Here is a 13577-nt window from a genome sequence, read left to right as displayed (position 1 = left end):
GGGCCGGGTGGGCTCGGCACCCTGTCCTGCAGCGTCGGTCGCGTGGGTCTCGGACACCGGTAGGTCCTCCTCGTTCGGCCCGCCGCGGGGCGGGCGCCCCGTGCGGACGTCCGTCCGGGGCCGTGCGCGCACCGGATCCTCGCGCGGTGCGGAGGCCGGAACGGCGATTCAAGCAGGTCCACCGCCCTCGGGGGAACCGCGTGCCCTCCGGCCGGGTACGGGAGTCGTGGCCGCGGGCGCTGATTACCCTCGGAGCCCGTGCCCGCCGCGATCGCCGTCCTGCCCCAGCCCCCGCTCCTCGTCCCCGCCCTGAGCGGCGACGCGGCGGTCGAGACCGAGGGGCTGCGCGAGGCCGTCGTCGCCGCGGTGACGGGTCTCGCCGCGGCGGCCCAGCGCTGGGTCGTCGTCGGCGCCGACCCCGGCGGGCGGCGCACCGTGGACCCGGGCACCCGCGGCACCTTCGCCGGCTACGGCCGCGACGTCCCCGTCGCGCTGCCCGGCCCGGCCGGTCCGGACGAGGGCGCCGAGCTGCCGCTGCCGCTGCTGGTCGCGGCCTGGGCGGCCCCGGCCGGGGTCGGCTCGGCGCGCGGCGAGCTCGTCGCACCGGACACCCCGGTCGCGGACTGCCTGGCGCTGGGCGCCGAGCTGGCCGGCGAGGGGGTGGGGCTGCTCGTCGTCGGTGACGGCGCGGCCAAGCACACCGCGAAGGCCCCCGGCGGGTTCGACGGCCGGGCCGAAGCGTTCGACGCCGTCGTCGCCGCCGCGTTCGACGCCGGTGATCCCGAGCCGCTCGCCCGGCTCGACCCGGACGGCGCCGCCGCGCTCTGGGCCTCGGGCCGCGCGCCGTGGCAGGTGCTGGCCGGTGCCGCGCGCGGGCGCTCCTGGACGGCGGCGCACCGGCACACCTCGATGCCCTACGGCGTCGCCTACCACGTGGCGCTGTGGGAACCGGCGTGAGCGCGCCACCACCGGCTGCACCACCGCCGGCCGCGCCGGCACCGGCCGCACCGCCGCTGGTCGCCGTCGTCGGGCCGACCGCGACCGGGAAGTCGGACCTGGGCCTGGAGCTGGCACTGGCGCTGGACGGCGACGTCGTCAACGCCGACGCCATGCAGCTCTACCGCGGTCTGGACATCGGCACCGCGAAGCTCGCCCCGCACGAGCGGCGCGGCGTCGTCCACCACCAGCTCGACGTCCTCGACGTCACCGAGACCGCCTCGGTCGCGGCCTACCAGCGGGCGGCCCGCGCGGTCATCGAGGAGCTGCGCGCCGCCGGGCGCACCCCGGTGCTGGTCGGCGGCTCGGGGCTCTACGTGCAGGCCGTGCTCGACGAGCTGGAGTTCCCCGGCACCGACCCGGAGCTGCGCGCCGAGCTGGAGGCCGAGCTGGAACGTGACGGGTCCGGCGCGCTGCACGCCCGCCTCGCCGCGGCCGACCCGGTCGCCGCCGAGCAGGTGCTGCCCTCGAACGGCCGGCGGATCGTCCGCGCGCTGGAGGTGATCGCACTGACCGGCAGGCCGTTCCGCGCGACCCTGCCCGGTGCCGGCGTCCCCCGCTACGACGCCGTGCTGCTCGGCGTGGACCGCGACGTCGCCGAGCTCGACGAGCGGGTCGCGCTGCGGGTGGACCGGATGCTCGACGACGGCCTGGTCGACGAGACCCGCGCGCTGCTCCCGCGCGGGCTCGCCCACGGCCGCACCGCGTCCCGCGCGCTGGGCTACCGGCAGGTGATCGAGGCCCTCGACCGCGACCCCGACCACCCCGACCTCGCCGTCGTCCGGGAGGAGACGGTCCGCGCGACCCGGCGGTTCGTGCGCCGCCAGCGCTCCTGGTTCCGCCGGGACCGGCGCATCCACTGGCTCGACGGCGCCGACCCGGACCTGGTGGCCTCGGCGCGTGCGGTGCTCGCTCGTAGGCTGGTGGCATGACCGGCGGCATCGCGTTCAGCAAGGGGCACGGCACGCAGAACGACTTCGTGGTGCTGCCCGACCCGGACGCCGCGCTCGACCTCACCCCGGCCCGGGTCTCCGCGGTGTGCGACCGCCGCCGCGGCCTCGGCGCGGACGGGGTGCTGCGGGTCGTGCGCTGGGCGAAGCTCGCCGGTGAGCCCGGCGTCGGGGAGCCCGTCGACGGCGTCGAGTGGTTCATGGACTACCGCAACGCCGACGGCTCGCTCGCCGAGATGTGCGGCAACGGCCTGCGTGTGTTCGCCCGCTACCTGCACGAGCGCGGCTGGGCCACGGGTGGCCCGGTCGGCACCCGCAACGGGGTGCTCGACACCGCCGTCGGGCCGGACGGGGTCTCGGTCGGGCTCGGGACGGTCGGCGTCGGCCCGGCGTCGGTCGCCACCAGCGGCGACGCGCGCTTCGACGGCATCGCCCTCGACGTCGGGAACCCGCACCTGGCCTGCGTCACCGCGGCCGACCCGGACACCCTCGACCTGACCCGCGCGCCCTCCTACGACCCGGCGCTGTTCCCGAACGGGGTGAACGTCGAGTTCCTGACCCCGCTGGACGGCCCCGCCGACGGCGGCCGCATCCGGATGCGGGTGCACGAACGCGGTGTGGGGGAGACCCGCTCCTGCGGCACCGGGACCGTCGCGGCCGCCGTGGCCGCGCTGCGGCACGCCGGGCACACCGCCGGGGACGTGCAGGTCACCGTTCCGGGCGGGTTGCTGCGGGTGACGGTGGAGGCCGGCACCGACGAGCGGACCGGGCCCACGACGCTGCACGGCCCCGCGGTGCTGCTCGCCTCCGGCGAGCTGGACCGTGCGTGGTGGGACGCTCCCGCCTGAGGCCCGCGAATCGGGGCGGACACGAGTCCCGCGACGTGGGAGGATGGGGGCAAGATGACTGATGCCCACACGCACCCCTCCGTGACCCCTTCCACGTCGAACCCGGTTCCGACGGGTGGCGAGCTCGACCTGGAGGAGCGCACGTCGCTGCGCCGGATCCACGGGCTGTCCACCGAGCTCACCGACATCACCGAGGTCGAGTACCGCAAGCTCCAGCTGGAGCGGGTCGTGCTCGTCGGTGTCTGGACCGAGGGCACGGCCGAGCAGGCCGACAACTCGATGACCGAGCTGGCCCGCCTCGCCGAGACCGCCGGTTCCGAGGTGATGGACGGCCTCGTGCAGCGCCGCTCCAGCCCGGACCCGGCCACGTTCATCGGCTCCGGCAAGGTCGAGGAGCTGCTCGGGGTCGTCCGCGCCACCGGCGCCGACACCGTGATCTGCGACGGCGAGCTGTCACCCGGCCAGCTCCGTCAGCTGGAGGAGCGGCTCAAGGTCAAGGTCATCGACCGGACCGCGCTGATCCTCGACATCTTCGCCCAGCACGCCCGCTCCCGGGACGGCAAGGCCCAGGTCGAGCTCGCGCAGCTGTCCTACCTGCTGCCGCGGCTGCGCGGCTGGGGTGAGGCGCTGTCCCGGCAGGTCGGTGGCCGGGCCGCGGGCGGCGTCGGTATCGGTGGCCGTGGCCCCGGTGAGACGAAGATCGAGCTGGATCGGCGCCGCATCCGCGCGCGGATGTCGAAGCTGCGCCGCGAGATCGGTGCGATGCGCCAGGTCCGCGAGACCCAGCGCGGCAGCCGTCGCCGCAACGAGATCCCCTCGGTCGCGATCGTCGGCTACACCAACGCGGGCAAGTCGAGCCTGCTCAACCAGCTCACCGACGCCGGGGTTCTGGTGCAGGACGCGTTGTTCGCGACGCTGGACCCGACCACCCGCAAGGCACAGACGCCCGACGGGCACGACTACACCCTCACCGACACCGTCGGGTTCGTGCGGCACCTGCCGCCCCAGCTCGTCGAGGCGTTCCGCTCCACGCTGGAGGAGGCCGCCCGGGCCGACCTGCTGGTGCACGTCGTCGACGGGTCCGACCCGCTGCCCGACGACCAGATCGCCGCGGTCCGTCAGGTGCTCGTCGAGGTGGGGGAGGCCGCGGGCGACACGATGCCCCCCGAGCTGCTCGTGATCAACAAGATCGACGCGGCCGGTGACCTCGCGCTGGCCCGGCTGCGGCACGCCCAGCCGGACGCCGTGTTCGTCTCGGCACACAGCGGCACCGGGATCGACCGGCTCCGCGAGCACATCGCCGAGCGCCTGCCGCGCCCGGACTACGAGGTCGACCTCCTGCTGCCCTACACCGAGGGTGCGCTGGTCGCGCGGCTGCACGACGACGGCGAGATCCTCGCCGAGTCCCACACCGCCGACGGCACCCGGATCCGGGCGCGGGTGAAGCCGGAGCTGGGCACCGCGGTGCTGCCGTTCGCGGTGGCGGGCTCTGCCGTCCCGATCGGGACCGGCGCCGACCTGCCGGCGACGGCAGCGGGCCACTGAATGGGCGGCCGGGTGGGCGGCCGCGTCCGGGGGTCGTGGCCCGCCGCCTGACCATTGTCGTCTGCCTGACCACTGTCCTCTGCCTGGCCGGTGCGCTCACGGGTGCGGCCGCGCCGCCGCCCGGGGCGCACCCGGTCTGCACCGTCGACGATCCGCGGCTGGCGGAGCTGTCCGGGCTGGTCGCGCAGGGCCCGCCCGGCGGAGCCCCGCAGCGGTACCACGCGATCGTCGACGGCGGGGGGACCGCGCGGACGTTCACCCTGGACCCGTCCGGCTGCGCAGTCACCGGAACCCGGCAGGCCGACGTCCCGGTCACCGACGTCGAGGACCTCGGGCTCGGGCCGGGCGGGGATCTCTGGCTCGCCGACACCGGTGACAACGGGGCACAGCGTGGCTCGGTCCGGCTCGTCGTGCTGCCCCCGGCCGGGCCGCCACGCGTGTACGACCTGGACTATCCGGACGGTCCGCGCGACGTCGAGGCGCTGCTGGTCGGCGACGACGGCGTGCCCCTGCTGGTGGACAAGACCACCGGGGCCGCCGGGGTGTACCGACCCGACGCACCGCTGCGCGAGGGCGGGGGCCCGGTCCCGCTGCGTCGGGTGGCACAGGTCGTGCTGCCCTGGTCGGGCACCGGTGGCGGGCCGCTCGGGGCTGCCGGATCCCGCACGATCACCGGCGGCGGGGTCTCACCGACCGTGGCCGACGGCGGACGCGCCGCCGTGCTGCGGACCTACACCGACGCCTGGGTGTTCCCGCTGCCCGTCGGCGGACCGGCGACGGCCGACGTGCTGGTCGCGGCGCTGGGCGGGGCACCACTGCCGGTGCCGTTGCCGGACGAGGCCCAGGGCGAGGCGATCGCCCCGGACGGCCGGGGTGCATTGCACTCCGGCAGCGAGGCCCGGGGCCCGACCGCGGCGGCGATCACCGTCGTCCCGGGCGCGGTGCCCGCGGCGACCGGCCCACGGGCACCGGTCGTGGCCCAGCCCGCCGAGGTGCCGGAGTACCGCACGTACCCGTCGTGGCTGCCCGCCGCGGGCGGGGCGGCGGTGCTCGCGGTGCTGCTGGTGACCGGTGCCGTCGCGATGTCCCTGCACGGACGGCGCCGCCGGTCCCGCTGACCGCGGGAACCGGGCGCCGCCGAGGAGGTCAGAGGCGGCGCAGGACCGCCACGACGCGGCCGAGGATCGACGCGTCGTCACCCGGGATCGGGTCGTAGGCGTCGTTCGCCGGCATCAGCCAGATGTGCCCGTCCTTGCGGCGGAACGTCTTCACCGTCGCCTCGCCGTCGATCATCGCGGCCACGATCTCGCACTGCTCGGCCACCGGCTGCTGACGCACGACGACCCAGTCGCCGTCGGTGATCGCGGCGTCGACCATCGAGTCACCCTTGACGTTGAGCAGGAACAGCGTGCCCTCGCCGACGATCTCGCGCGGCAGCGGGAACACGTCCTGCACGGCCTGCTCGGCCAGGATCGGGCCACCGGCGGCGATGTCGCCGATGAGCGGCACGAACGCCGGCGCCGGCCGCGCGGAACGCAGCTCGGCGGTGTCGGCGTCGGAGTCCGACCCGTCGGTGCCGGCGATCTGCTCCGGGCTGCGGACGTCGACCGCGCGGGTGCGGTTCGGGTCGCGCCGGAGGAAGCCCTTGCGCTCCAGGGTCCGGAGCTGGTGGTGCACCGACGAGGTGGACGTGAGGCCCACCGCGTCACCGATCTCGCGGACGCTGGGCGGGTAGCCGTACCGGTCCACCCAGTCCCGGATGACGGCCAGGACCTTCTTCTGCCGCGGGGTCAGGCCGCGGGTGTCGGTCGCGGGGTCGGGGAACTCCCGGACCGTCGCGGATCCCCGGTCCGCGGCGGTGCCGGTCACGCCGGGACCACCGTGTCCGGTGTCGTCCGCTGCCATCGCATTCGCCTCCTCGGGGTACTTACGGCGACGACCCTAGCCGTCGCGGGCCCGTTCGCCAAACATGCGTTCGAAGTCGCCCGGGGCGTGTCGTGGATTCCGTCGGGCCGTGGTGGTAGAACATCGCACAGGCGTTCGATCGAACACCGGTTCGATCGGTCTGGTTCGATCGGATGCCGTCCGCGTCGCCGTCCGGCCGCGCGGGGCGACCGGCAGCGGGAACGGCAGTGGGGGTGGCGATCGTGGACGCAGCGGTCATCGGGGGTATGACGGTCATCGGACGGGCTCCGGTCGGCACCGCGGCCGGCGCGGTGCGGCCCGTACCGACGCCGGGTCCCGTGCGCCGCGTGGTGGCGGCGGTGGGTGTCCTGCTGGCCTCGGCGGCCGCGGTCGTCGCGCTCGGGGTGGTCGCCGACGTCGCCGCCCACGGCCCGGCCGTGCCGCCCGCGGTCGGCGCGCCACGCTGAGAGCGTCTCCGGCACGTGCGGTGACCTGCGGAGACGCGGTTGTTGTCGGTGTCGGGTGCTACACCGCTCGTACGCCCGTTCGACCGGGCTCGGGGAAGGGCCGGTCGGGAGCGGGGGAGACGAGACCGCCCGGGGGACGGGCGGTCCGACGGCAGGAGGAACCATGCGAGAGCTCGACGAGCGGATCCGCGACCACGGCGCGGTCGGCTGCCTGACCGGTGCCCCCGCGCCCGGCACCCCCACCTCGCGCGCCCGGCGCGCCGCCCGGGAGCGGGTGCGGGCGGCGGAGGGTGTGGCCGGTCCGGCCGGTGCCGGCTCGTCGGCCGTCGCGCGCGCCGCGCACCGGTGGGCCGCCCACGGTGCACGGGAGCGCGCACTGACCGAGTCGGTCGCGCGGCACCCCGCCGCCCGTTCCCGGCGCGCCACGGCGTCCGGTGTCTCGGCAGCCGGTGTCTCGGTGCCTGGTGTCCCGGTGCCTGGTGTCTCGGCGCCCGGTGTTCCGACGTCCGGTCCGACGGCGCCTGGTCCGACGGCTCACGGTCCGACGGCTCACGGGCGTGCGGCCCGGACCGCGGCACCGGTCGGTCCGGCGGTCCCGCGTGGCGTCACCGGTGGTCCGAACGTCGCGGTCCGGACGCCCCGCTGCACCACCTCGGCGCCGGGCTCCACGGCGACCCTGGTGCGGCCCGCCCGGGTCGCGGCGCCGTCCGGTCCGCGGTCGGTGGCCGTGCCGGCGCCGCGCACGGTCCGTCCGCTGGACCGGCGTTGCCTGGTCCCGGCCCGCCCCCGCCCGGCCCGCAGCCGGGTCCGCGGGCGCCTGGAGCGGTTCCTGACCGGGGTCGCGGTGCTGCTGTGCGCCACGACCGCGGTGGTGGCGCTCGGGCTGCTGGGCGACGCGGCGGCGGGCTGGAACGCCCCCGCGGCCGCCGTGCCGTCGGTCGGTGCCGTGCGCTGAGGAGTGTCGGGGCCGCGGTGCGGTCTCGTGGGCTGGGCCGGTGGCCCGGAGTGGTGCCGGCGTGTCCGGCCCGGGTCATGCAGTGGTGCGGTGCCGACGTGTCGGGCTCCCGGGGCGGAGCCGGTCGGGCGTGCCGTGGTGCGGTGCCGGCGCGGCGACCGTGGTCACGGCGGTGGCGGTGCGGTGACGGTGTGGAGCGATCCGGCGCCGTGTCGGCGTCGCATCGGGTGACGGCATGCGCCGGGCCGGCACGCGGATGTCGGGCGGCGGTCGCCGGGATGTCGCCGGATCGTCGGCGGTGAGCCGCCGGGCGCGTCGGCAGGGCGTGTCCCCGCATCGGGTGGCCGCCGGTCGCGGTCCCCGCGGCGCGACGGACGGCGCCGCGCGTGACGTTCCTCGGCGCCACCAGCGCCGATGTCCCCCTCCATGATCGTCGGCGACGAGCCGGTCGCGGAACGTGGTGTGCAACGCTCGGATCCCGATCGGGCGAAGCTCGGCGCGGCGTGGGCCCCGGGATGGCGGACCCCTAGATGTAGGGGTTACATTGACGTTGTTCCGCCACTGGTTGGGGGGATGGATTGCTGCGGAGAGTTTCCGGAACGTTACGGGAGAGGGTGTGAGCGTCCATGCGCTGCCCGTTCTGCCGGCACCCGGATTCCCGCGTGATCGACTCACGGACCGCCGACGACGGGACCTGCACCCGTCGGCGCCGGTCCTGCACCTCGTGCGGACGCCGGTTCACCACGGTCGAGGAGGCCGTGCTCGCCGTCGTCAAGCGCAGCGGGGTGACCGAGCCCTTCAGTCGACAGAAGGTCGTCAGCGGGGTTCGGCGGGCGTGCCAGGGCCGGCCGGTCGACGAGGACGACCTGCAGCAGCTCGCCCACCGGGTCGAGGAGACCGTGCGGGCACGCGGGGCGGCGGAGCTTCCCAGCCACGAGGTCGGACTGGCGATCCTCGGGCCGCTGCGTGAGCTCGACGAGGTCGCGTACCTGAGATTTGCGAGCGTCTATCGCTCCTTCTCCTCCATCGAGGACTTCGAGAAGGAGATCGCCGACCTGCGTTCGGCGGCTGCCGGGGAAGCAGCCGACGACGAGGCCGGCCACAACCGGGACGGGTGAGCCGCTCGGCGGCACGGGTCCGGCGCGCACCCCGCGAGGGGGCGACCGGTACCGGCCGTCGTCGCAGGTCGTACCGGAGGGGAAGACCGTCCGCGCACCCCAGCGCGCGGGTGGTACACGGTGACAAGTGCGGAGGCATGCATGACCGAGACCGTCGGGGGCCCGACGACAGACACCGGTGAGAGCGCGGCTACCAAGCCGGCGCGCAGCCGCGGGAAGACCGGCGCCAAGCGCGCGCCCGGCCTGACCGTCCAGCGTGTCTTCACCACCGAAGGGGTCCACCCCTACGAGGAGGTGGAGTGGGAGCGCCGCGACGTCGTCATGACCAACTGGCGCGACGGCACGGTCAACTTCGAGCAGCGCGGCGTCGAGTTCCCGCGCAGCTGGTCGGTCAACGCCACCAACATCGTCACCAGCAAGTACTTCCGCGGCGCGGTGGGCTCGGACACCCGTGAGTCGAGCCTGAAGCAGCTCGTCGAGCGGGTCGTCGGCACCTACAAGCGGGCCGGTCTCGAGCACGGCTACTTCGCCACCGAGGGCGACGCCGAGATCTTCGACCACGAGCTGACCTGGATGCTGATCCACCAGGTGTTCAGCTTCAACTCGCCGGTGTGGTTCAACGTCGGCACCGCCAGCCCGCAGCAGGTCAGCGCCTGCTTCATCCTCTCGGTCGACGACACCATGGAGTCGATCCTGAACTGGTACCGCGAGGAGGGCCTGATCTTCAAGGGCGGCTCCGGTGCCGGCCTGAACCTCTCGCGCATCCGCTCGTCGAAGGAGCTGCTGTCCTCGGGCGGCACCGCCTCGGGCCCGGTCTCGTTCATGCGCGGTGCCGACGCCTCCGCGGGCACCATCAAGTCCGGCGGCGCCACGCGGCGCGCGGCGAAGATGGTCGTCCTCGACGTCGACCACCCCGACATCGAGGAGTTCGTCGAGACCAAGGCCAAGGAGGAGGCCAAGGTCCGCGTCCTGCGCGACGCCGGCTTCGACATGGACCTGGGCGGCTCCGACATCACCTCGGTGCAGTACCAGAACGCCAACAACTCCGTCCGCGTCACCGACGAGTTCATGCGCGCGGTCGAGGAGGGCACCGACTTCGGTCTGCGTGCCCGGATGACCGGTGAGGTCATCGAGCGCGTCGACGCCCGCAAGCTCTTCCGCGGCATCGCCGAGGCGGCCTGGAACTGCGCCGACCCGGGCATCCAGTACGACGGCACGATCAACGACTGGCACACCACCCCGGAGTCCGGCCGCATCAGCGCGTCGAACCCGTGCTCGGAGTACATGCACCTGGACAACTCCAGCTGCAACCTCGCGTCGCTGAACCTGCTGAAGTTCCTCGACTCCGACGACCGGGTCGACGCCGAGACCTTCGCCAAGGCCGTCGAGCTGATCATCACCGCGATGGACATCTCGATCTGCTTCGCGGACTTCCCGACCGAGCCGATCGCCGACACCACCCGGAAGTTCCGCCAGCTGGGCATCGGCTACGCCAACCTCGGCGCGCTGCTCATGGCGACCGGCCACGCGTACGACTCCGAGGGCGGCCGCGCGCTCGCCGGGTCCATCACCTCGCTGATGACCGGTGCCGCGTACAAGCGCTCCGCCGAGCTCGCCGGTGTCGTCGGTCCGTACGAGGGCTACGCCCGCAACGCCGAGGCCCACCAGCGGGTCATCCGCAAGCACGCCGCGGAGAACGACCGCATCCGCACCTTCGCCTCCAGCACCCCGGTGCAGAAGCTCGCCACCCAGGTCTGGAAGCAGTGCCAGGACATCGGTGAGGTCAACGGCTGGCGCAACGCGCAGGCGTCGGTGCTGGCCCCGACCGGCACGATCGGCCTGATGATGGACTGCGACACGACCGGCATCGAGCCGGACCTGGCGCTGGTCAAGTTCAAGAAGCTGGTCGGCGGCGGCTCCATGCAGATCGTCAACCAGTCGGTGCGCCGGGCCCTGGACAACCTCGGCTACCAGGCCGAGCAGGCCGAGGCGATCGTCGAGTACGTCGCCGAGCACGGCCACGTCGTCGACGCCCCGGGCATGAAGCCCGAGCACTACGAGGTGTTCGACTGCGCCATGGGCGACCGGACGATCGCCCCGATGGGCCACGTCCGCATGATGGCCGCCGCGCAGCCGTTCCTGTCCGGCGCCATCTCCAAGACGGTCAACATGCCCGAGCGGGCGACCGTCGAGGACGTCGAGCGGATCTACCTCGAGGGGTGGCGCCTCGGTCTCAAGGCCCTGGCGATCTACCGCGACAACTGCAAGGTCGGCCAGCCGCTGTCCGCGGGCAAGGGCGGCGACAAGAAGGCCGGCGGTGACACCGCGGAGGCCGAGAAGGTCACGGTCGTCGAGCAGCGGCCGGTCCGCAAGCGGCTGCCGAAGAAGCGGCCCAGCGAGACCGTGTCGTTCACCGTCGGCGGCGCCGAGGGCTACCTCACCGCCGGCAGCTACCCCGACGACGGCCTCGGCGAGATCTTCGTCAAGCTCGGCAAGCAGGGCTCGACCCTGGCCGGTGTGATGGACGCCTTCTCGATGTCGATCTCGGTGGGCCTGCAGTACGGCATCCCGCTGGAGTTCTACGTCTCGAAGTTCTCCAACCTGCGCTTCGAGCCGGCCGGGATGACCGACGACCCGGACGTGCGGATCGCGACCTCGGTGCTGGACTACCTGTTCCGCCGCCTGGCGCTGGACCACCTGCCGTACGAGAAGCGCGCCCAGCTGGGCATCTTCTCCTCCGACGAGCGGTCCGCCCAGGTCGAGAACGACTACGGCACCGGCGAGAAGCTCGACATCGAGGAGTTCCGTTCCTCGGTGCCGACGATCGAGGAGCGCAAGGAGGCCGGTGCCGAGCCCGCACCGGTCGAGGTCGGCAGCTCCACCGAGCTGCTCGAACTGCGGCTGGGCAAGGCCGCCGACGCCCCGCTGTGCATGACCTGCGGGACGAAGATGCGCCCCGCCGGGTCCTGCTACCTCTGCGAGGGCTGCGGCTCCACCAGCGGCTGCAGCTGAGCGACACCGCACCACACCGGGGCGGCTCCGACATCGGGGCCGCCCCGGCGCGCGTGGCGGTGCAGGATCGTCGGTGCAGGGATCGTCGGTGCAGGGATCGGAGACCGGGTGACCGAGGACCGCACCGCGGAGGTGGCCGGGCGCCTGCGCGTCGACCCGCGGGTGCTCGCCGTGCTCGTCGCCGCCCCGTGGCGCGTCGCGGACGGCCACGACACCGCGCCCGTCGCCGAGCCGCCGGGGGAGCGCGGCACCGTCTACGTGGGCGTCCCGTCCCCGGCGGAGCTGCGTGAGCTCGACCTGCCGACCGACGGGCTGCGGCACTTCGGGCTCACCCCGGCCGACCTGCGACGCGGCGGCTGGACCGATGCGGACCTGCGTTCGGCGGGGCTCCTCCCACCCGGCGCGGAGCCGGACCCGGTGGCCTGGTTCGTCGCGGGGGAGCCGCCGCAGCTGATGCTCGGGTTCGACCCGTCGGGGCCGGTGCTGCTCGCCCGACCGGAGCCCCGCTGGGACGGCCACCTCCCGGTGCTCGACCCGGCCGACGCCGTCGAGGTGCCGGTCCTGCCCGGCTGCGACGACCCGGACGGCGACCCCGGGCTCGCCATCCGCCAGGTGCGTGACGGGCTGCTGCGCCGGGCCCGGCGCCGGCTCACCCACTGCGTGATCTGCCTGCGCCCGGTGCACCGGGCCGCGACGGTGCACGGCGCCTGCCACGGGTGCGCCGGCAGCTGGCTCGGCGTCGTCCTCTGACGCCGGCCCGGGTCAGGTCGCCGACACCGGACCCGGCCGCGCCCCGGCACCGGCGGGCGGGGGAGGGCAGCGCAGCAGCTGACGCCACTGCTCGGGGCTCCACCGTGCCGGGTCGGTGGAGTCGAGGAACTCCTCCAGCACCCCCACGAACCGGGCCGGGTCGCTGTGGTGCGGGAAGTGCCCGGCGTCGTCGAACACCTCCAGCCGGCTGCCCGGCATCGCCGCGTGCGCGGTGTGGGCGTGCGCGAGCGGCACCACCGCGTCCCGGGCGCCCCACACCAGCATCGTCGGCATCCCGCGGGTCAGGTAGCAGCGGTCCAGCATGGTCACGACCTGCCCGCGCCAGTCGACGACGGCCCGCAGCGTCCGGATGAACGCCGCCCGCGACGTCGCGTCGGGCAGCGCGTCGACCAGCCGGAGCAGGTCGGCGGCGTCACGGCCGAGGTCGGCGCCGACCAGCCGCAGCGCGTCGAGGGCCCACCCGATCTGCCACCGCAACGGCGGCAGCTGCGAGGCCGCCAGCACCGCCTGCGCACCGGGCAGGCTGACCGCGCGCAGCAGCGGCGTCACGTCCGGGCCCGCCCCGCCGGTGCCGACCAGCACCAGGCGCTCGGTCCGGTCGGGGTACTGGTAGGCGAACTGCATGGCGACGCCACCGCCCAGCGAGTGCCCCACCAGCGTCGCGCGCGGGACACCGAGGACGCCGAGGAGGTCCCGCACGCCGTTGGCGTAGGCGGCGACCGAGTAGTCCGCGCGCGGCTTGTCCGAGTGCCCGTGCCCCAGCAGGTCAGGGGCGATCACCAGGTGCCGCCGGGCCAGCGCGGGGAACACCGCCTCCCACGTCGCCGAGCTGTCCCCGATGCCGTGCACGAGCACCACCGCCGGCCCGGACCCGGCCACCCGGAACGCCCGCCGGTAGCCGTGCACGGTGCGGAACCGCAGCTCCGAGTCCCGCGGCGGCACGACGCCGAGCCGGTCGCCGACCGGTGCCGGGCGCGAGGTGGGGGCCGCCATCGGACCGACGGTAGGAC

Annotated in this window: 12 protein-coding genes; 10 read left to right on the top strand and 2 right to left on the bottom strand. The window is 74.8% G+C overall.

What is annotated here, in order from left to right:
- Positions 1–258 precede the first annotated feature (258 nt).
- Genes Ae331Ps2_RS01975 through Ae331Ps2_RS01955 form a run of 5 tightly spaced genes read left to right on the top strand, consistent with a single transcriptional unit; the run spans position 259 to position 5457 of the window.
- Positions 259–957: a hypothetical protein gene (locus Ae331Ps2_RS01975; protein WP_075311127.1), complete on the top strand. Its 699-nt coding sequence runs from the start codon at positions 259–261 to the stop codon at positions 955–957.
- Positions 954–1928: a tRNA (adenosine(37)-N6)-dimethylallyltransferase MiaA gene (gene miaA, locus Ae331Ps2_RS01970; protein ID WP_369804841.1), complete on the top strand. Its 975-nt coding sequence runs from the start codon at positions 954–956 to the stop codon at positions 1926–1928. The genes Ae331Ps2_RS01975 and miaA overlap by 4 nt, the downstream gene beginning before the upstream one ends.
- Positions 1925–2794, top strand: coding sequence for a diaminopimelate epimerase (gene dapF, locus Ae331Ps2_RS01965; protein WP_020624396.1), 870 nt, complete (start codon positions 1925–1927; stop codon positions 2792–2794). The genes miaA and dapF overlap by 4 nt, the downstream gene beginning before the upstream one ends.
- A gap of 54 nt (positions 2795–2848) precedes the next feature.
- Positions 2849–4339 carry a GTPase HflX gene (gene hflX / locus Ae331Ps2_RS01960; RefSeq protein ID WP_075329680.1) on the top strand — a complete coding sequence of 497 codons (1491 nt, stop codon included), beginning with the start codon at positions 2849–2851 and terminating at the stop codon, positions 4337–4339.
- A gap of 35 nt (positions 4340–4374) precedes the next feature.
- A complete protein-coding gene (locus Ae331Ps2_RS01955; protein ID WP_075311131.1) occupies positions 4375–5457 on the top strand; it encodes a hypothetical protein in 1083 nt (360 codons plus the stop codon).
- Between the two features lie 28 nt (positions 5458–5485).
- Here Ae331Ps2_RS01955 and lexA read toward each other — a convergent pair whose 3' ends face one another.
- A complete protein-coding gene (gene lexA, locus Ae331Ps2_RS01950) occupies positions 5486–6244 on the bottom strand; it encodes a transcriptional repressor LexA (protein WP_075311133.1) in 759 nt (252 codons plus the stop codon).
- 242 nt (positions 6245–6486) lie between these two features.
- Here lexA and Ae331Ps2_RS01945 point away from each other — a divergent pair, with 242 nt between their 5' ends.
- The 5 genes from Ae331Ps2_RS01945 (at position 6487) to Ae331Ps2_RS01925 (ending at position 12546) form a co-directional block, all read left to right on the top strand.
- Positions 6487–6711 carry a hypothetical protein gene (locus Ae331Ps2_RS01945; RefSeq protein WP_139318963.1) on the top strand — a complete coding sequence of 75 codons (225 nt, stop codon included), beginning with the start codon at positions 6487–6489 and terminating at the stop codon, positions 6709–6711.
- 163 nt (positions 6712–6874) lie between these two features.
- On the top strand, positions 6875–7666 hold the full coding sequence (locus Ae331Ps2_RS01940) for a hypothetical protein (RefSeq protein WP_075311135.1): 792 nt from the start codon (positions 6875–6877) through the stop codon (positions 7664–7666).
- Positions 7667–8292: 626 nt separating this feature from the next.
- Positions 8293–8784: a transcriptional regulator NrdR gene (nrdR, locus tag Ae331Ps2_RS01935; protein WP_020623044.1), complete on the top strand. Its 492-nt coding sequence runs from the start codon at positions 8293–8295 to the stop codon at positions 8782–8784.
- Positions 8785–8925: 141 nt separating this feature from the next.
- Positions 8926–11796 carry a vitamin B12-dependent ribonucleotide reductase gene (locus tag Ae331Ps2_RS01930; protein WP_075311137.1) on the top strand — a complete coding sequence of 957 codons (2871 nt, stop codon included), beginning with the start codon at positions 8926–8928 and terminating at the stop codon, positions 11794–11796.
- Positions 11797–11904: 108 nt separating this feature from the next.
- On the top strand, positions 11905–12546 hold the full coding sequence (locus tag Ae331Ps2_RS01925) for a hypothetical protein (protein ID WP_075311139.1): 642 nt from the start codon (positions 11905–11907) through the stop codon (positions 12544–12546).
- Positions 12547–12558: 12 nt separating this feature from the next.
- On the opposite strand, the gene Ae331Ps2_RS01920 is transcribed toward Ae331Ps2_RS01925, so the two are convergent.
- On the bottom strand, positions 12559–13560 hold the full coding sequence (locus tag Ae331Ps2_RS01920; RefSeq protein WP_083695141.1) for an alpha/beta fold hydrolase: 1002 nt from the start codon (positions 13558–13560) through the stop codon (positions 12559–12561).
- Positions 13561–13577 lie beyond the last annotated feature (17 nt).

The organism is Pseudonocardia sp. Ae331_Ps2, assembly GCF_001932405.1.
Lineage (GTDB): Bacteria > Actinomycetota > Actinomycetes > Mycobacteriales > Pseudonocardiaceae > Pseudonocardia.
This window is presented reverse-complemented; position numbering and strand designations above follow the sequence as displayed.